Below are 17,243 nucleotides of genomic sequence, written 5' to 3' on the forward strand. Positions count from 1 at the left end.
CGGTCCGCCGATGGGCGCCTGCTGACCGGCCACGGCCTCTAGGGTCATTCGCCATGGGTGACTTCAACGGGCTCGACGTTCATCTCGGCAACGTGGCTCGGTTGTCGGCGGCACGGACCTACTCGATCAGTGCGGAGAATCCGGACGGCGCGAAGGCGGGCGGCGCCCGGGCGACCGAAGGCGCGTATTCACGGCAGGCCCGCGAGCTCGGCCCGGGCTGGAAGATGGCGCCGTGCATCCCGCTCGCACCGGAGTCGACCACGACGATCGCGGACATCGAGGGACCGGGAGCGATCACGCACGTGTGGATCACGGTCGACTCGAAGCTGTGGCGGTCGCTGGTGCTGCGCGCGTACTGGGACGACGAGGAGACGCCGTCGATCGAAGTACCGCTGGGCGACTTCTTCTGCAACGGCTGGGGTCAGCACTGCCAGGTCAGCTCGGTGCCGATCGCGGTGAACCCGTCCGGCGGTTTCAACAGCTACTGGCAGATGCCGTTCCGCGGCCGCGCCAGGCTGACGATCGAGAACCTCTTGGAGACAGAGGTCCCGGAGCTCTTCTACCAGGTCGACTACGTCAAGACCGATGTCCCGGACGACACGGCGTACCTGCACGCGCAGTGGCGACGCAGCAACCCGATCCCGTACGGCGAGGTGCACACGCTGCTGGACGGCGTCCGCGGCCAAGGGCAGTACGTCGGCACGTACCTCGCGTGGGGCTGCAACAACTCGGGGTGGTGGGGTGAGGGCGAGGTCAAGTTCTACCTCGACGGCGACGACGAGTACCCGACCATCTGCGGGACCGGCACCGAGGACTACTTCGGCGGCGCGTGGGGGTTCATCCATCCGGAGGGCGTGTACGCGACGTTCACGACGCCGTACCTCGGGATGCCACAGGCGATCCAGCCGGACGGGTTCATGAAGAACCAGCAGCGGTTCGGGCTCTACCGCTGGCACATCGCCGACACGATCCGCTTCACCGAGGACCTGAGGGTCACCGTCCAGGCCCTCGGCTGGCGGCGCGACGGCCGGCTGCTGCAACTCCAGGACGACGTGGCCTCCACGTCGTACTGGTACCAGACCGAGCCGCACGCACCGTTCCCTTCGCTGCCGGGAAAGGACTACCTCGAGGTCGTCTAGACCTGGTGCCGTGCAAACGGACAGGAGGTGTCACCTGTGGCACGAACTTGTGACGCTCGTCGAACCTGCTCGGCGGACGAATTGAACGGACACCTCCTGTCGAGCTGCACGGATCTGCCCTAGACCTCGAGGTTGGACATGACGTGCTTGATGCGGGTGTAGTCCTCCAGGCCGTACATGGACAGGTCCTTGCCGTGGCCGGAGTGCTTGAAGCCGCCGTGTGGCATCTCGGCGACGATCGGGATGTGGGTGTTGATCCAGACGCAGCCGAAGTCGAGGCGGCGGGCCATCCGCATCGCGCGGCCGTGATCGCGAGTGAACACCGACGAGGCCAGGCCGTATTCGACGCCGTTGGCCCAGCGCAGCGCCTCGTCCTCGTCGGTGAATCGCTGGACCGTGATGACCGGGCCGAAGATCTCCTGCTGGATCGCCTCGTCGTCCTGGTGCAGACCGGAGACGACCGTCGGCGCGTAGAAGTACCCGCGCTCGCCGACGACCGCACCGCCGGTCCGCACCGACGCGTGGTCGGGCAGGCGATGGACGAAGCCGTCCACCCGGTGCAACTGGGCCTCGTTGTTCAAGGCGCCGTACGCGACGTCAGGGTCGTCGGGGCGGCCGGTACGGGTGCGGTTGGCGCGGACGGTGAGCGCATCGACGAAGTCGTCATGGATCCGGGGACCGGCCAGCACCCGGGTCGCGGCAGTGCAGTCCTGCCCGGCGTTGTAGTAGCCGGCGTCGGCGATCGCCTCCGCGGCCTGCTCCAGGTCGGCGTCGTCGAAGACCACGACCGGCGCCTTGCCACCGAGTTCGAGGTGGGTGCGCTTGAGCTGCCGGGCCGCCGACGACGCGACCTCCATCCCGGCCCGGACCGAACCGGTGATGGCAACCAACTGCGGGATCTCGTGGTCGACCAGAGCACGGCCGGTGTCGCGGTCGCCGCAGACGACGTTGAACACACCCGGTGGCAGGAACTCGTTGCACAGTTCGGCGAGGAGGACAGTCGATGCCGGGGTGGTGTCGCTCGGCTTGAGCACGATCGTGTTGCCGGCGGCAAGCGCCGGCGCGATCTTCCAGATCGCCATCATCAGCGGGTAGTTCCACGGCGTCACCTGACCGACGACGCCGATCGGTTCGCGGCGTACCCACGACGTGTGGCCGGCCAGGTACTCGCCCGCCGAGCGGCCTTCCAGCACCCGGGCCGCACCGGCGAAGAACCGTAACTGGTCCACACAGGGCGGCACCTCGTCGGTCGCGGCGATCGCCAGCGGCTTGCCGGTGTTGCGGCTCTCCACCGCGATGAACTCGTCCGCGCGTCGTTCCATCGCGTCGGCGATCCGGAGCAGGGCCAGCTGCCGCTCGGCCGGCGTGGTGTCGCGCCAGGTCTCGAACGCCCGCGCGGCCGCGGTCATCGCCTGATCCACGTCCTCCGGACCCGACAGCGGCGCGCGGATGTACGTCTCGCCGGTGGCCGGCGCGATCACGTCGTACGTCGCTCCGCTCTGGGCCGGGACCGGCTTGCCGTCCACGAGGTTGGTGAGGGTTTGCTCCATGACCGTCCCTTATCTCGTTGAGTGATCACCGAAGACGCACTCGCCCTCGACATAGGTGGCCCGCACTCGGGCGGCTCCGATCTCGTCGGTCGGGCCGGTGAACGGGTCCCGGTCGAGGAGGACCAGATCCGCGAGCGCTCCACCCTCGATCCGGCCGGAACCGTCGGCATGGTTCAGCCAGGCACTCCCCGACGTGTACGCCGCCAGCGCGGTACTCAGGTCCAGGGCCTGCTCGGGAAGGAAAGCGTCGGGATCGCCTGGCGCCCGGCGATTCACCGCGACGTGGACGGCGGCCAGCGGGTCGGGGCTCGACACCGGCCAGTCGGAACCGGCCGCGAGCCGGGCACCGGAGCGGGCGAGGTCGCCGAAGGGGTACTGCCACGAGGTCCGCTCCGGACCAAGGAACGGGATGGTCAGCTCGACCATCTGCGGGTCGTACACCGCCCACAACGCCTGCAGGTTCGCGGCGACTCCGAGGCGAGCGAACCGGCCGATGTCGTCAGGGTGGATCACCTGAAGATGCGCGATGTGGTGCCGCAGGTCGCTGTCGCCGTTCTCCGTCCAGGCCGCCTCGAACGCATCCAGCGCCTCCCGAACCGCGCGGTCGCCGATGGCGTGCACGTGGACCTGGAATCCGGCGGCGTCCAGCTGCGTGACATGGCTCCGCAACGCGATCGGGTCCACGAACGAGAGACCCGCGTTGGGGGTCCGGCAACCACAGCCGTCGAAGTACGGCTCGAGCATGCCCGCGGTGAAGTTCTCCGCCACACCGTCCTGCATGATCTTCACGCTGTCCGCCCGGAACCGCGGGAACTTCACCGCGTCCCGTCGTTCGATGAGCTCCTGCAACTGCTCGGCGCCACGGTCCCGCTGCCACCACAGCGCGCCGACGACTCGTGCCGTCAGCCGCCCGTCGCGCGCGAGTTCGGCGTACGCCGGGGTCGCGTCGCTGAGGTTCGCGTAGTCGCCGAGGATGGCGTCCTGCCAGCCGGTGACGCCGAGCGAGTGGAGGTAGGCCTGCGCGTCGAGGAGGGCGGCGACCTGCTTGTCGTGGGTCGTCGGCGGGACCAGGCGGCCGACGAGGCTCATGGCGCCCTCGTGCAGTGTTCCGGTCGGTGTACCGTCCGGGCCGCGCTCGATCCGGCCGTCCGGTGGATCCGGTGTGGTCGCGTCGATCCCGGCGTACCGGAGCGCCTTCGTGTTGACCCAGGCGCCGTGGTGGTCCGCGTTCACCAGGAAGGCCGGGCGGTCGCCGGTGACCGCGTCGAGGTCGGCTTTGAGCGGCGCGGCGCCGGCGAAGTCGGGCTGATGCCAGCCGCCGCCGAGGATCCACGGGACGTCCGGGTGCGAGGCGACGTACCGCGCGATCGTCTCCTGGTACGCCGTGAGTCCGTGGGCGGGTGAGAGGTCGCAGTGGGCGCGTTCGAGGCCGCCCTGCACCGGGTGGATGTGGGCGTCCACGAATCCGGGCAGCAGGAGGCCGCCGGCGAGATCGACCACCTCGGTCCGCGGACCACGCAGGCCGGCGGGGTCGGCGGTGACCGCCGCGATCCGGCCGGCCCGCACACCGACCGTCAGGCCCGGTCGGTGGCGGTGGCCGTCGAAAATCGATCCGTTCACGAACAGGGTGTCCACCTTGGCAACCTTCCCGTGGTACGGATTTCGCATCAGAAGCCTATGCGAACCGATGACATCGACACCATATCGGCTGGATGGACACGAAATCACTTGCCTGAACGCTTTTTCCCAGGCAGGATGGCCAACTACACACAGCACCCGGAGACGAAGGATCTGACCATGTCGTTCGACGCCGCAGAGTTCACCACCCTGCAGACGTCGGCGCGCGACCACCTCTGGATGCACTTCACCCGGATGTCCAGCTACGAGACGGCCGACATCCCGGTGATCGTCCGCGGCGACGGCGCCTACATCTACGACGCCCGCGGCAAGCGGTACCTGGACGGTCTGGCCGGACTGTTCGTCAACCAGCTCGGACACGGGCGCACCGAGCTCGCCGAGGCGGCCGCCAAACAGGCGTCCGAACTGGCGTTCTTCCCGCTCTGGTCGTACGCACACCCCAAGTCGATCGAGCTGGCCGAACGCGTCGCCGGGTACGCGCCGGGCGACCTGAACCGGGTCTTCTTCACCAGCGGCGGCGGCGAGGCGGTCGAGACCGCCTGGAAGCTGGCCAAGCAGTACTTCAAGCTGACCGGCAAACCCGGCAAGCACAAGGTGATCAGCCGTGCGATCGCGTACCACGGCACCAGCCAGGGGGCCCTGTCCATCACCGGTCTCCCGGATCTCAAGGCGCCGTTCGAGCCGCTGGTGCCGTCGACGTTCCGGGTCCCGAACACGAACATCTACCGCGCCCCGATCCACGGCGACAACCCGGCCGCGTTCGGCCGCTGGGCCGCCGACCAGATCGCGGTCGCGATCGAGAACGAGGGCGCCGACACCGTCGCCGCCGTCTTCCTCGAACCCGTGCAGAACGCCGGCGGTTGCTTCCCGCCACCGCCCGGCTACTTCGACCGGGTCCGCGAGATCTGTGACGAGTACGACGTACTGCTCGTCAGTGACGAGGTGATCTGCGCGTTCGGCCGGCTCGGGCACATGTTCGGCGCCGAACGCTACGGCTACCAGCCCGACATGATCACCTGCGCGAAAGGCATCACCTCCGGCTACTCACCGCTCGGCGCGATGATCGCGACCGACCGGTTGTTCGAGCCGTTCAGGCACGGGGACACCACATTCGCCCATGGCTACACCTTCGGTGGCCATCCGGTATCAGCCGCGGTCGCGCTGACCAATTTGGACATCTTCGAGCACGAAGGCATCAACGAGCACGTCCGGGCCCGGGAGGGGGAGTTCCGGGCGACGCTCGAAAGATTGCTCGATTTGCCCTTGGTCGGCGACGTCCGCGGTGCGGGGTACTTCTACGGGATCGAACTTGTCAAGGACAAGGCGACCAAGGAGACCTTCGACGACGACGAATCCGAGCGCCTACTGCGCGGATTCCTGTCCAAAGCCCTCTTCGACGCCGGCCTCTACTGCCGGGCCGACGACCGAGGCGACCCCGTCATCCAACTCTCCCCACCCCTGATCTGCGACCAGCCCCACTTCGACGAAATGGAACAGATCATCCGATCCGTCCTCACCGAAGCCGAATCCAAGGTGTAGGTCTGGACCACTGGGACAAGCCCCACGCGTGCTACGCCGTGGCTTTGAACACACCTTCTGGGGACCACGGACAGGAAATAACCTGTCCGCGGCCCCCAGATTCTGTCCGCGGCCCCCAGATCCCGTCCGCGGCCCCCAGATCCCGTCTGCGGCCCCCAGATCCCGTCTGCGGTCCCCAGAACCTGTCCGGCGGAGTACGGCTAGAAGTCGAAGCCGAGGCCGAGTTTGTCGAGGGTTCTTAGCCAGAGGTTCCGGTGGCCTTGGTGGGTGTCGGCGCGGGACATGGACCAGCGGGTCAGGTGGATGGCGGCGGCGCGGATCGGTTCGGGTGGGAAGGGCATGGGGCGTTCGCGGACCATGCGGAGGCGGGTGCGGTCGGTGTCTTCGTCGTACAGGAGGTCGAGCATGACGTCGGCGCCGAAGCGGGTGGCGCCCACGCCGAGGCCGGTGTAGCCGAGGGCGTACCCGACCTGGCCGGCGTGCGCCGTACCGAAGAAGGCGCAGAAGCGGGTGCTGGTGTCGATCACGCCGCCCCAGCGGTGGGTGAAGTGCAGGCCCTCCAGCTGAGGGAATGTCGTGAAGAAGTGGCGGGCGAGCATCTCGTGGATGCTGTGGCGTAGTTCGTGGCGGGGATCGATCCGGCTGCCGTAGTAGTAGAGCGGGATGTAGCCGCCCCACAGGATGCGATCGTCCCGGGTCAGGCGGTAGTAGTGGAAGAGGTTCGACGCGTCGCCGACACCTTGGCGGTTGCGCCAGCCGATGGAGTCGAGCTGTACGGCGGACAAGGGCTCCGTGACCAGGACCAGGTCGTAGACGGGGACTGTGTAGCGGCGGAGGCGCCGGAGCAGGGACGGGAACGCGTTCGTGGCCAGGGCGATCCGGTCCGCCCGGACCGAACCAGTTGCTGTGGACAACGTTTTGCCATGCATCCTGTTCACCTGCGACATTTCATGGATGCGTACGCCGTGCTGCAGGCAGGCACGACGCAGACCCCAGGCCAGCCGGGCCGGCTCGACCAGAGCCATGCGACTCGGGTCGGACAGTGCGCCGAGGTACGTCGGTGAGTTGACCTCAGCACGGGCGGCGTCCTGATCCAGCAGCGTGACACCGTTGCGCTCACTCACCTCCTCGGCCAGTTCGCCGAGATGATGTGGCTCGGTGGCAACGGTGAGTTCGCCGCTCAGTCGCCAGTCGCAATCGATTCCGTAGCGCCCGATGGCGTCACCGATGGCAGCGAGATTGTCGGCGCCGAGCTGCTCGAGCTGACCGATTTCCTCGGGCCAGCGCGCGAGACCGTTGGCGAATCCGTGCGTGAGGCTGGCGTCGCAGAACCCGCCGTTCCGTCCGCTGGCCGCGGATCCACAGATCTCCGATTCCAGCAGTACGACGTCCAGTTCCGGGTACCGTTCCTTCGCCCGCAACGCCGTCCACAGGCCGGTGTAACCACCGCCGACCACGGCCAGGTCGGCCTTGGTCGGCCCGAGGAGCGAGGGCGAATGCTCCGGCGCGGCCTTGTCGTCGAGCCAGAACACTCGCGGTTCTGCATCCGCCAGCGCCGCAAGTTTCATCGCGTCCGTCGGCGGCGGGTGAGCTCGCCACCCACGACGAGCAGGAGGGCGAGCAGGAACATCGCCGTACCGACGACGTTGATCTGCGGCGGGATGTCGCGCTGCGCCGACCCCCAGACGAACATCGGGAACGTCACCGTCGTACCGGCGTTCAGGTTCGTGATGATGAAGTCGTCGAACGACAGCGAGAAGCTGAGCAGCGCGGCGGCCACGATGCCGGGCAGCACCAACGGGAACGTGATCCGCCAGAACGCCTGCCACTCGGTGGCGTACAGGTCCATCGCGGCCTGTTCCAGCCGGAGGTCCATGCCCGCCAGCCGGGCCTTCACGGTCACCACCACGAAGGACAGGCAGAACATCACGTGCGCGATCAGGACCGTCCAGAAGCCGAGCTGCCCGCCGAATCCGCTGGACACGAACAGCGCCAGCAAGGACGAGCCGAGCACGATCTCCGGCGACGCCATCGGCAGGAAGATGAACAGGTTCGCCGTCGTCCGGCCGCGGAACCGGTGCCGCACCATCGCGAACGCCATCAGCGTCCCGAGTGCGGTCGCGATCACGGTCGCGAGCAGGCCGATGCGCAGGCTGGTACTGACCGCGTCGCACAGACCGAGTGGCCGGCACGGGTGCTGCCAGTTGTCCCAGGTGAAACCGTCGAAGGTGTAGGACAGCTTGCTCGCCGGTTGGTTGAACGACATCAGGATCACGACGGCGATCGGCGCGAACAGGTACAGCAGGACGAGGATCGCGACCAGCATGACCACGTTCCGCCCGAACCAGTGCCCGACCCTGGTCATACCAGATCCTCTGTCCCCGCGCGGCGTATGTAGAGCAGCACGAGTACGACGATGGCCGCCATCAGCGTCACCGACAACGCCGCCGCCGTCGGGTACGCGCCGGCCGCGAACAGCCGCTGGATGTCGTTGCCGATCATCCGTTGTTTCGGCGTACCGAGCAGCTGCGCGTTGATGTAGTCGCCGGCCGCCGGGATGAAGGTGAGCAGCGTGCCCGCGATCACGCCCGGCATCGACAGCGGCAGCGTGACTTTCCGGAAGGTGGTGAAAGGCCCGGCGTACAGGTCCCCGCCGGCCTCGAGCAGCCGCGGGTCGATCCGTTCCAGGCTGGCGTACAGCGGCAGCACCATGAACGGCAGGAAGTTGTACGTCAGCCCGGTGACGACTGCGGACGTGGTGGCGAGCAGTCGCCCGTCCTCGCCGAGGATGTGCAGCCATTTCAGCGCGTCCACGACGAAGCCGTTGTCACTCAGCAGCAGCTTCCACGACAGTGTCCGGATCAGGAAGCTGGTGAAGAATGGCGCGATCACCAGTGCCAGCATCAGGTTCTTCCACCGGCCGGCCTTGATCGCGATCGCGTACGCGAGGGGGTAGCCCAGCAGCAGGCAGAACGCCGTGGTGAGCAAGGCGTACCACAGCGACCGACCGAACGGACGCCAGTAGTCCGCGATCGTGTCCGTAAAGTTCTGCCAGTGCCAGGTCATCGAGAAACCGTTCTCGATGGACCCGTTCGGGTCGTACAGGCTGGCCGCGAGCAACGACACCAGCGGTATGGCGAAGAACAGCAGCAGCCACAGCCCACCCGGAAGCAGCAGCAAGTACCCCGTCACCCGCCGGCCGGATCGCTGGGGCGGGGGCGGCGGCTTGGCTGCGGTGGCGGTCGCGCCCAGCTGGCCGACCGCACTCATCCGGCGCCACCCGGGTCGACGACGTGCTCGACTCCTGCCAGCGCGTCCTGTTCGGCGTCGAGCACGAACGTGTGCTCGGGCTGCCAGTGCAGGTCGACCTCGTCACCGACCGCGAACGTGCCCCGGGCACCGGTGTTCTGCTCGAACACCGTCAGCTCCTGGTCCCATGGCAGCCTGGCCAGGTACTGCGTACTCACGCCGACGTAACTGACGTCGGTGACGACCGCGCCGCGGAGCTGGTTCACGCCGTTGCTCTGCTCGGTACCGGCCGCGGCCAGGAACACCTTCTCCGGTCTGATCCCCATCCAGACGTCGCCCTCGGTCACCCGGCAGCGCGGCAACGGCACAGTCACCTTGCGCCCCTGCACCTCGACGATCAGGTTCTGCTCGGCCCGGCCGATGATCGACGCCCGGATCAGGTTGGACTGGCCGAGGAAGTTCGCCACGAAGGTGGTGGCCGGCAGGTCGTACAGCTCGGCCGGCGACCCGAGCTGCTCGACCACGCCAGCGTTCATCACCGCGATGGTGTCGGCCATCGTCATGGCCTCTTCCTGGTCGTGGGTGACGTGCACGAAGGTGATCCCGACCTCGGTCTGGATCCGCTTCAGCTCGATCTGCATCTGCCGGCGCAGCTTCAGGTCGAGCGCACCGAGCGGTTCGTCGAGCAGCAGCACCTGCGGCCGGTTGATCAACGCCCGGGCCAGGGCCACCCGTTGCTGCTGGCCACCGGACAGCTGAGACGGCCGGCGCTTGCCGAAGGTCCCGAGCTCGACCAGGTCGAGCATCTCCGTCACCTTCGGCTTGAAGTCCTTGACGCCACGACGCTTCAGCCCGAACGCGACGTTCTCGAAAATGTCGAGGTGCGGGAACAGCGCGTAGTTCTGGAACACCGTGTTCACCGGCCGCTTGTACGGGCGCAGCCGGGTGATCTCCTGCTCACCCAGGCTGATGCTGCCGCTGCTCGGTTCCTCCAGCCCGGCGATCATCCGCAGGGTCGTGGTCTTGCCGCATCCCGACGGTCCGAGCAACGCGAAGAAGGAGCCGGACGGCACAGTCAGATCCAGTTGCTGCACCGCGTACTGCGCACCGAACTGCTTGCTGATCCCGGTGAGGACTAGGTCGCTCGTCATGGTCAGCCCCCGATCGCAAGGTTGAAGTCGGTTTCGTAGAGCTTCGCCTGGTTCGTGTCCAGCGGCATGAAGGCGAACGTCTTGGACAGCATCGCCTGGTCGGGGAAGATCAGCGGGTCCTCGACCAGCTCGGGGTCGACCGCCTCCATCGCCTTCTGTGCGCCCTCGACCGGACAGATGTAGTTCACCCAGGCCGCGAGCGTGGCGGCCACCTCCGGCTCGTAGTAGTAGTTCATCAGCGCTTCGGCGTTCGCCTTGTGGGAGGCCTTGTTCGGCACCATCAGGTTGTCCGACCACAGCGCCAGGCCCTCTTCCGGCACCACGAACTTGATGTCGGCGTTGTCTGCCTGCATGGCGATCACGTCACCCGACCACGCCTCGCAGGCGGCGATGTTGCCGGCGTTCAGGTCCTGCACGTAGTCGTTGCCGGTGAACCGGCGGACCTGACCGGAGGCGACGCTGTCCTCGAGCCGCTCCAGCGCCTTGCTCCACTCCGCGTCGGTGAAGTTGGACGGGTTCGCACCCACCAGCCGCAGCATGAACGACATCGTGTCGGGCATCTCGGACAACAAGGTGATGCGGCCCTTGAGATCCTCGCGACTGAGAAGATCCTCGAAGCTGCCGACCTCGCTGGTGACCTTGGCGTTGTAGGCGATCCCGGTCAGACCGGTCTGCCAGGGCACGCTGTGGTCGCGGTTCGGGTCCCAGCTCGGCGCCCTGAGCTGCTCGAGCAGGTTGGCGTCGACGTTCGGGATCTTCGCGTGGTCGAGCTTCTGGATCCAGCCCAGGCCGATCATCCGGGCCGCCATCCAGTCGGTCAGCGCGAAGAGGTCGCGGCCGCAGGGCTGGCAGGTGCCGAGCTGGTCGCGCACCTTGGCGTAGAACTCGGCGTTGTCGTTGACGTCGGCGGTGTAGGTGACCTTGATCCCGGTCTGCTGCTCGAAGGCGGCGAGCGTGGGCGGCGGCGCTTTGCTGTTCTCCTCGTCCTCGTCGATATAGCTCGGCCAGTTCGAGAAGATCAGTGCCTTCTGCTCACCGGACAGATCGGTACTGACACACGAGCCGGCGCTCTGCTTCGCGGGGGGAATGCCGCACCCCGCCAGCGCGGAACCCCCGGCCAGACCGAGGGCGGACAGTGACATCCCGCGAAGAACCGCCCGGCGCCCCACGACGGAATGTTGCCGAAGACTCATCGCACGCCTCCCCGGATGCGTCTGTCGCGGGCGATACTGTCAAACAGAATGGATCGAGACAAGGGATTCCGTAGTTAATAGCCCGATTTGCAACGAATTCCGCTGCATTGACTTGCTTACACCAGGTAACCCTGAAAGGATCTCCGGGTGGCTGTGCGAACGGGGAACTCCGACAAGAACCAGGCGCTGCTGGACGACACCTCGAAGGCGATCATCGAGCAGCTCCAGAAGGACGGACGCCGTTCGTACGCCGCGATCGGCAAGGCGGTCGGACTGTCCGAGGCCGCGGTGCGGCAGCGGGTGCAGCGATTGACCGAGGCCGGCGTGATGCAGGTCGTCGCGGTCACCGATCCGCTCGAACTGGGCTTCGACCGGCAGGCGATGATCGGAATCAAGGCCGAGGGTTCGCTGGAGCCGATCGCCGACGAACTCGCGAAGATGGACGAGGTCGAGTACGTCGTGATCACGGCCGGCTCGTTCGACCTGCTGGCCGAGGTGCTGTGCGAGAGCGACGAGCACCTGCTGCAAGTGCTGTCGGAGCGGGTCCGGCAGATCGACGGCGTGAAGGCGACCGAGACGTTCGTCTACCTGAAGCTGGTCAAACAGACGTATTCGTGGGGTGTGCGCTGATCCTCTGGGCCGAGACGACCGAGCCCGCGGCCGCACGCCCGGGGCTCGCGGGTGACCGGCACGCCGACGTGGCGATCGTCGGCGCCGGGTACACCGGCCTGTGGACCGCGTACTACCTCGCGAAGGCCGATCCTTCGCTGCGCATCGTCGTACTCGAGGCTCGGACAGCCGGGTTCGGGGCCTCTGGTCGCAACGGGGGTTGGTGTTCCGCCTTGTTCCCGGTCTCATCGCGGCGGCTGGCGGCGCTGCCCGGATCGAGCCGTGAGTCGGCGATCGAGTTGCACCGGGCGATGCAGGCGACGGTCAACGAGGTCGGGTTGGTGACCGCTGCCGAGGGCATCAACTGCGATTACCACAAGGGCGGCACGATGATGTTCGCCCGGACCAAGGCGCAACTCGCCCGGGCCCGCGCCGAGGTGGCCGAGGCGCACGACTGGGGTCCTGGTGACCTGCGGTTCCTCGAGCCGGACGAGGTCGCGGCGCAGGTGCGGGCCACAAAGGTGCTCGGGGCAACATTCACGCCACACTGTGCCGCGATCCATCCGGGCAAGCTGGTGCGTGGACTGGCCGCTGTGGTCGAGGGCCTCGGCGTGACGATCCACGAGAACACTCCGGTGACCGCGATCGAGTCCGGCCGCGCGATCACGCCGTACGGCGTCGTCCGCGCCGAGGTGGTGGTCCGGGCGACCGAGGGGTTCACGCCGGCGCTCGACGGGCAGTCGCGGGCGGTGGCGCCGGTGTACTCGTTGATGGTTGCGACGGAGCCGCTCGACGAGGCGATCTGGGAGCGGATCGGGCTGGCGGACCGGCCGACGTTCAGCGATCACCGGCACCTGATCATCTACGGGCAGCGCACGGCCGAGGGGCGACTCGCCTTCGGCGGGCGCGGCGCGCCGTACCACTTTCGGTCGCGGGTCAAGGCGTCGTACGACGAGGTGCCGCGTGTGTTCAAGGCGTTGCAGGCGACGTTGCGTGATCTGTTCGACGGGCTGGACGACGTTGAGTTCACGCATGCTTGGGGTGGGCCGCTCGGCATACCCCGGGACTGGTGCGCGTCGGTCGGGTTCGATCGTGGATCCCGGCTGGCGTGGGCGGGTGGGTACGTCGGGGATGGCGTCAGTACGACGAATCTCGCTGGGCGGACATTGACGGATCTGATCCTCGGGCGCGACACCGCGCTGGTGCGGCTGCCATGGGTGGGGCATCGGTCGCGGCGCTGGGAGCCGGAGCCGCTGCGTTGGCTCGGAATCAACGCCGGGCTGCGCGCGATGACGTTCGCCGACACGGAGGAACGCGTGACCGGTCGGGACAGCCGGATCGCTCGTCTGATGGCGCCATTGATCGGTCGCTAGCGGAGCGCTAATTGCGTGGTGCCTTCTTCGAGCAGGGATGCGAGCGGGCGGCCGGTCAGTTGGATGCTGGGACGCATCCAATCGTTGAGGATCGGCTCCTCGGTGGTGAGGTGATCGGTCAGCTCGGTCCGGCTCAGTTCGAAGACGTGGGCCGGGTTGCCGGTCAGGTCGACGACGGTCTGCATCAGCCGGCCGGCCTGTTCCTCCCACAGCACATCACCGGCGTCGAGGTGGTCCGGGCGGATCAGCAGCAGGTCGACGTCACTGTCCAGGTCGCCGTCACCTCGGGCGATCGCGCCGTACAGGCTGGCGTGCACCGGCGGTATCCGCCAGGCGCTGATCTCGTCCGCGAGCCGGCTGACCAACGTACTGCGAAGATCCGCGAGGAACTCGACCGCCGGGGCGACCAGGTGTCTGCGATTGAGTCGATAGAGCAACGAGTTGCCGAGGTCATCCACATGCACGAGCCCGGTCGCCGCCAACCGCTGCAGCACCAGCCGCACACCGGCGACGCTGCCCGTGCCGGCCAGCTTGTGGATCTGCCGTCCGGACAGCCCCTCGTCACTGCGCGCCAGCACCTGGAGCACGGGACCATCGAGCGACGGCACGACGGTACTGATCGGGGTCCTGAGATCCATAACCCGACCACCCTAGTGATCACACCCCCACTCACCGTAATCACCATGACCCGTCAACCACCTTGCCCTACTGGTAGCCGCGCTTCAGCAGGTACTTGGCTCCCGCGTCGAAGCCCTCCGAGCTGAGGATCTCGAAGGCGAACGCGTCGGCGAGGCGGTCGGTGATGTTGAAGGCGGCGCAGACCGCCAGTGCGTCCTTGATCTGCTGAGGTGAGACACCTGCGGACAGCACCTCCCGCATGTCCTCGGCGCCCACCTTTCCTTCTCGGGTCAGCCGGCCGAGCATCCGCAGCGTTGCCCGAAGCCCGTTCTCGACGGGAGCCGTTTCCAGGTCGTCGAGGACCGCGGCAACCCGACGCCCGTCCTGATAGGCCTGGCTCGCGGTCGCGGTGTGCGCGCCGATACAGAACGCGGTCTCGTTCACCTTCGACACGTACGCCGCCATCAGCTCGCGGTCGCCGACCGACCACTCGGACGGGCCGCGCATCGCCTCGTGGGTGAACACCTTGGCGCGATTGCCGTAGAAATCGGGCCGGTAGAAGACCAGCTTGGCGGCGTCCGGTACCGGCTGCCGCGAGAACAGCCGGATCATCGCGAAGAGCAGCTTGGTTCCGGGCTTGTAGCCGCTGTTCAGGATCTCGAGGCGCATCAGCCGACCTCCCCTTCGGTCAGCGCCGCCAGTCCAGCTTCGTACTGCCGGGTGGACTGACCGACCGCAGCACACACCACCAGCTCGAACAACTGGTCCTCGCTGAACCCCGCTGCCTTGGCCGCAGCGAAGTCCGCGTCGGTCACCTGCGACGGCGTCATCGCGACCTTGCCGATCAGCGCCTGCAAGGGCAGAGGTACGTCGGCATTGCCGAAGGCGCGGGCCCGATCCTCGGCGGATGCCGTTCCCTCTCCGGTCAGCACGCGATCCACCAGGGCCTGGTGCGCGACTCGTTTCTTGTCCTCATCCGGCACGGCGCACTCCGCTTCTCGATCTCGGTTGTCTGCTCACATGTATATGACGATCGGCGCGCCGCCGAACACGACATCCACCCGAGGAAGGTGGTAATTGGTCTAGTTGATCTGGCTTCAACGGCGGTGGAAAGGGTTCACGGTGGGGTCCGCGGAGTGTTACGCAAGACCAATGCACAGTTCGCTGCCCGGAAAGGCTGCTGAGATCCGGGCGTTGCTGCTCAGCCTGATCGACACGCTGCCGGAGGGTGCCGCACTCCCGCCGGAGCGCGAACTGGCTGTGCGCTGGAACGTCGCCCGGATGACGCTGCGCCGTGCCGTCGACGAGCTCGTGATCGAGGAGCTCCTGGTCCGCCGCCACGGCAGCGGGACCTACACCACCCGCCCGAAGGTCGCCCGCTGGCTCGGGATGATCGGGTTCTCCGAGGACATCCGCCGGCGCGGCATGCGGCCGGGCAGCAAGATGCTGGAGTTCCGCCACCAGAAGGCCGAGCGCGCCGCCGCGCGCAGGCTGCGGATCCCGGTCGGCGACCCGATCATCGCGTTCACCCGCCTCCGTCTCGCCGACGATCTTCCGATGGTCGTCGAGCGCACCACGATGCCCGCGGCCTACGTCCCCGGCCTCCAGGCCGAGGACCTGAACGGCTCGCTCTACGACCTGCTCACCAACCGCTACGGCATCGACCTCGTCAGCGGCACCTCGCGCCTCGAGCCCGTCATGCCCGACGCCAAGACCGCGTCCTGGCTCGGCATCCCCACCACCCAGCCGTGCTTGGCGCTGCACGGCGTCAGCTTCGACCGCCGCGACCGAGTCTTCGAGTACACCTCCGCCCTCTACCGCGGCGACCGCTACGCCTTCACCACCGAACTCCGCACCACCCCCACTCCCCGAGCCAACGCCAAGGGCCTCTGAACCACATTCGAGTGGACCAGAGTGCCTTGCCCCGGTGCGTGCGGGGACCGGGCAGGGTGTGTCTGATGGTCCCGCGCAGTAGGCGGGGGACCATCAGACACCCCTAGCAAGTAACGTCCGGCGCATGGGCATCGGTGAGCGGAGTGCGCTTGTTGTCGGGGCGGGGATCGGCGGGTTGGCTGCGGCGGTGGCGCTGCGCCGGATCGGGTGGTCGGTCAGCGTGCTGGAGCGGGCGCCGATCATCGCCGAGGTGGGCGCCGGCCTGACGCTCTGGCCGAATGCGGTTCGGGCGCTCGAAGCACTCGATCTGGATGTCACCGACCGCACCGTCAAGACAGTCTCGCGCGGCAACATCCTGACTCCGAAGGGCCGTTGGGTACGGCGCAATCACCCGGAGGACGTCGGCGTTCTCGCGATCCATCGCGCGGAGCTGCACGACGTACTGCGAGAGCATCTGCCTGACTCGGTGTTGCACACGGATGCCGAGGTGACCGCGGTGTCGTCCGACGGCACGGTGACCTGCTCGGGCGAGGAACTGACCGCCGACCTGGTCGTTGCCGCCGATGGCGTCAACAGCATCACGCGGCGGACGTTGTGGTCCGGCGACGCGGTCTTCCAGCGCCGGGCGGTCTGGCGCGGCGTGACGCCACCGGAGTCGGTGTGGCCGGTCCAGGAGTCACTCACGCTCGGTCGTGGTGTGCAGGTCGGCGTACTCCCGCTGCCGAGGGAGCGCGTCTACTGGTTCGTCACCGTCAACGCCGATCAGCCCAACCAGTTGTACGCCGACGATCGCCGCGAGGTGCTGAATCGGGTCGGGGACTGGCACGACCCGATCCCGGCGCTGGTCGCGGCGACGCCACCGGACCAGGTGCTGCACAACGACATCATCGACATCGATCCGCTGCCGACGTACGTGAAGGATCGCGTCGTGCTGCTCGGCGACGCAGCGCACGCGATGCCGCCGGACCTCGGCCAAGGTGCGTGCCAGGCGATCGAGGATGCCGTGGTGCTGGCCGCGGCACTGGCCGACGACGATCTGCCGCGGTACGACCGGGAACGGCGCGCGCGGGTGCAGCCGATGGCGGCGGAAGCCCGCGATTCGGTCAAGCGGAACTCCAACACGAACGCGGTCGCACACTTCGGGCTGACCCTCGCGGCCCGGTTCATCCCGCCGAAGGCGTGGCGGAAGGCGACCGCCAAGTGGGCCGACTGGACCCCGCCGAGGCTGCCGAACTAGAAAACAAGCACCCTTGCTTCTTTTTCCTGGGCGTGCCAGTCTCGGCTGCACGAT

General features: G+C 67.6%; 16 protein-coding genes. 6 read left to right on the forward strand and 10 right to left on the reverse strand.

Annotated features, from left to right (window positions below):
* Window positions 1-53 precede the first annotated feature (53 nt).
* A complete protein-coding gene (locus ACIBG5_RS27660) occupies window positions 54-1,139 on the forward strand; it encodes a glycoside hydrolase family 172 protein (protein WP_396394366.1) in 1,086 nt (361 codons plus the stop codon).
* A 119-nt stretch (window positions 1,140-1,258) separates the two neighbouring features.
* On the opposite strand, the gene ACIBG5_RS27665 is transcribed toward ACIBG5_RS27660, so the two are convergent.
* A complete protein-coding gene (locus tag ACIBG5_RS27665; RefSeq protein WP_396394367.1) occupies window positions 1,259-2,689 on the reverse strand; it encodes a gamma-aminobutyraldehyde dehydrogenase in 1,431 nt (476 codons plus the stop codon).
* Between the two features lie 9 nt (window positions 2,690-2,698).
* Window positions 2,699-4,357 (reverse strand): amidohydrolase, encoded by a 1,659-nt coding sequence (locus ACIBG5_RS27670; RefSeq protein ID WP_396394368.1) that lies wholly within the window; start codon window positions 4,355-4,357, stop codon window positions 2,699-2,701.
* A 129-nt stretch (window positions 4,358-4,486) separates the two neighbouring features.
* Here ACIBG5_RS27670 and ACIBG5_RS27675 point away from each other — a divergent pair, with 129 nt between their 5' ends.
* Window positions 4,487-5,866 carry an aspartate aminotransferase family protein gene (locus tag ACIBG5_RS27675; RefSeq protein ID WP_396394619.1) on the forward strand — a complete coding sequence of 460 codons (1,380 nt, stop codon included), beginning with the start codon at window positions 4,487-4,489 and terminating at the stop codon, window positions 5,864-5,866.
* 200 nt (window positions 5,867-6,066) lie between these two features.
* On the opposite strand, the gene ACIBG5_RS27680 is transcribed toward ACIBG5_RS27675, so the two are convergent.
* From ACIBG5_RS27680 to ACIBG5_RS27700, 5 genes are read right to left on the reverse strand one after another with little or no spacing between them, the layout of a single operon-like run.
* Window positions 6,067-7,434, reverse strand: coding sequence for an NAD(P)/FAD-dependent oxidoreductase (locus ACIBG5_RS27680; RefSeq protein WP_396394369.1), 1,368 nt, complete (start codon window positions 7,432-7,434; stop codon window positions 6,067-6,069).
* Window positions 7,431-8,231 (reverse strand): ABC transporter permease, encoded by an 801-nt coding sequence (locus ACIBG5_RS27685; protein WP_396394370.1) that lies wholly within the window; start codon window positions 8,229-8,231, stop codon window positions 7,431-7,433. The genes ACIBG5_RS27680 and ACIBG5_RS27685 overlap by 4 nt, the downstream gene beginning before the upstream one ends.
* Window positions 8,228-9,136 (reverse strand): ABC transporter permease, encoded by a 909-nt coding sequence (locus ACIBG5_RS27690; protein WP_396394372.1) that lies wholly within the window; start codon window positions 9,134-9,136, stop codon window positions 8,228-8,230. The genes ACIBG5_RS27685 and ACIBG5_RS27690 overlap by 4 nt, the downstream gene beginning before the upstream one ends.
* Window positions 9,133-10,266 carry an ABC transporter ATP-binding protein gene (locus ACIBG5_RS27695; protein ID WP_396394374.1) on the reverse strand — a complete coding sequence of 378 codons (1,134 nt, stop codon included), beginning with the start codon at window positions 10,264-10,266 and terminating at the stop codon, window positions 9,133-9,135. Before ACIBG5_RS27695 ends, ACIBG5_RS27690 begins: the two co-directional genes overlap by 4 nt.
* A 2-nt stretch (window positions 10,267-10,268) precedes the next feature.
* Window positions 10,269-11,459: a spermidine/putrescine ABC transporter substrate-binding protein gene (locus ACIBG5_RS27700; RefSeq protein WP_396394375.1), complete on the reverse strand. Its 1,191-nt coding sequence runs from the start codon at window positions 11,457-11,459 to the stop codon at window positions 10,269-10,271.
* 189 nt (window positions 11,460-11,648) lie between these two features.
* On the opposite strand from ACIBG5_RS27700, the gene ACIBG5_RS27705 reads away from it, so the two are divergent.
* Window positions 11,649-12,089: an Lrp/AsnC family transcriptional regulator gene (locus tag ACIBG5_RS27705; protein ID WP_396394620.1), complete on the forward strand. Its 441-nt coding sequence runs from the start codon at window positions 11,649-11,651 to the stop codon at window positions 12,087-12,089.
* On the forward strand, window positions 12,074-13,441 hold the full coding sequence (locus ACIBG5_RS27710) for an NAD(P)/FAD-dependent oxidoreductase (protein ID WP_396394376.1): 1,368 nt from the start codon (window positions 12,074-12,076) through the stop codon (window positions 13,439-13,441). The genes ACIBG5_RS27705 and ACIBG5_RS27710 overlap by 16 nt, the downstream gene beginning before the upstream one ends.
* On the opposite strand, the gene ACIBG5_RS27715 is transcribed toward ACIBG5_RS27710, so the two are convergent.
* The 3 genes from ACIBG5_RS27715 to ACIBG5_RS27725 all read right to left on the reverse strand — a co-directional run bounded on the left by ACIBG5_RS27715 (window position 13,438) and on the right by ACIBG5_RS27725 (window position 15,042).
* The gene (locus ACIBG5_RS27715; protein WP_396394377.1) at window positions 13,438-14,079 is read right to left on the reverse strand and encodes a hypothetical protein; all 642 of its coding nucleotides are present in this window, start codon (window positions 14,077-14,079) and stop codon (window positions 13,438-13,440) included. The genes ACIBG5_RS27710 and ACIBG5_RS27715 overlap by 4 nt on opposite strands.
* 67 nt (window positions 14,080-14,146) lie before the next feature.
* Entirely contained in the window at window positions 14,147-14,728 is a 582-nt protein-coding gene (locus tag ACIBG5_RS27720; RefSeq protein WP_396394378.1) for a carboxymuconolactone decarboxylase family protein, read from the reverse strand.
* Window positions 14,728-15,042 (reverse strand): hypothetical protein, encoded by a 315-nt coding sequence (locus tag ACIBG5_RS27725; protein WP_396394379.1) that lies wholly within the window; start codon window positions 15,040-15,042, stop codon window positions 14,728-14,730. Before ACIBG5_RS27725 ends, ACIBG5_RS27720 begins: the two co-directional genes overlap by 1 nt.
* A gap of 169 nt (window positions 15,043-15,211) precedes the next feature.
* On the opposite strand from ACIBG5_RS27725, the gene ACIBG5_RS27730 reads away from it, so the two are divergent.
* Window positions 15,212-15,952, forward strand: coding sequence for a GntR family transcriptional regulator (locus ACIBG5_RS27730; protein WP_131511608.1), 741 nt, complete (start codon window positions 15,212-15,214; stop codon window positions 15,950-15,952).
* 124 nt (window positions 15,953-16,076) lie between these two features.
* Complete coding sequence (locus tag ACIBG5_RS27735; protein ID WP_396394380.1) at window positions 16,077-17,189, forward strand: FAD-dependent monooxygenase; 1,113 nt, start codon at window positions 16,077-16,079, stop codon at window positions 17,187-17,189.
* The last annotated feature ends 54 nt before the right edge of the window (window positions 17,190-17,243 follow it).

Source organism: Kribbella sp. NPDC050241, assembly GCF_044459685.1.
GTDB lineage: Bacteria > Actinomycetota > Actinomycetes > Propionibacteriales > Kribbellaceae > Kribbella.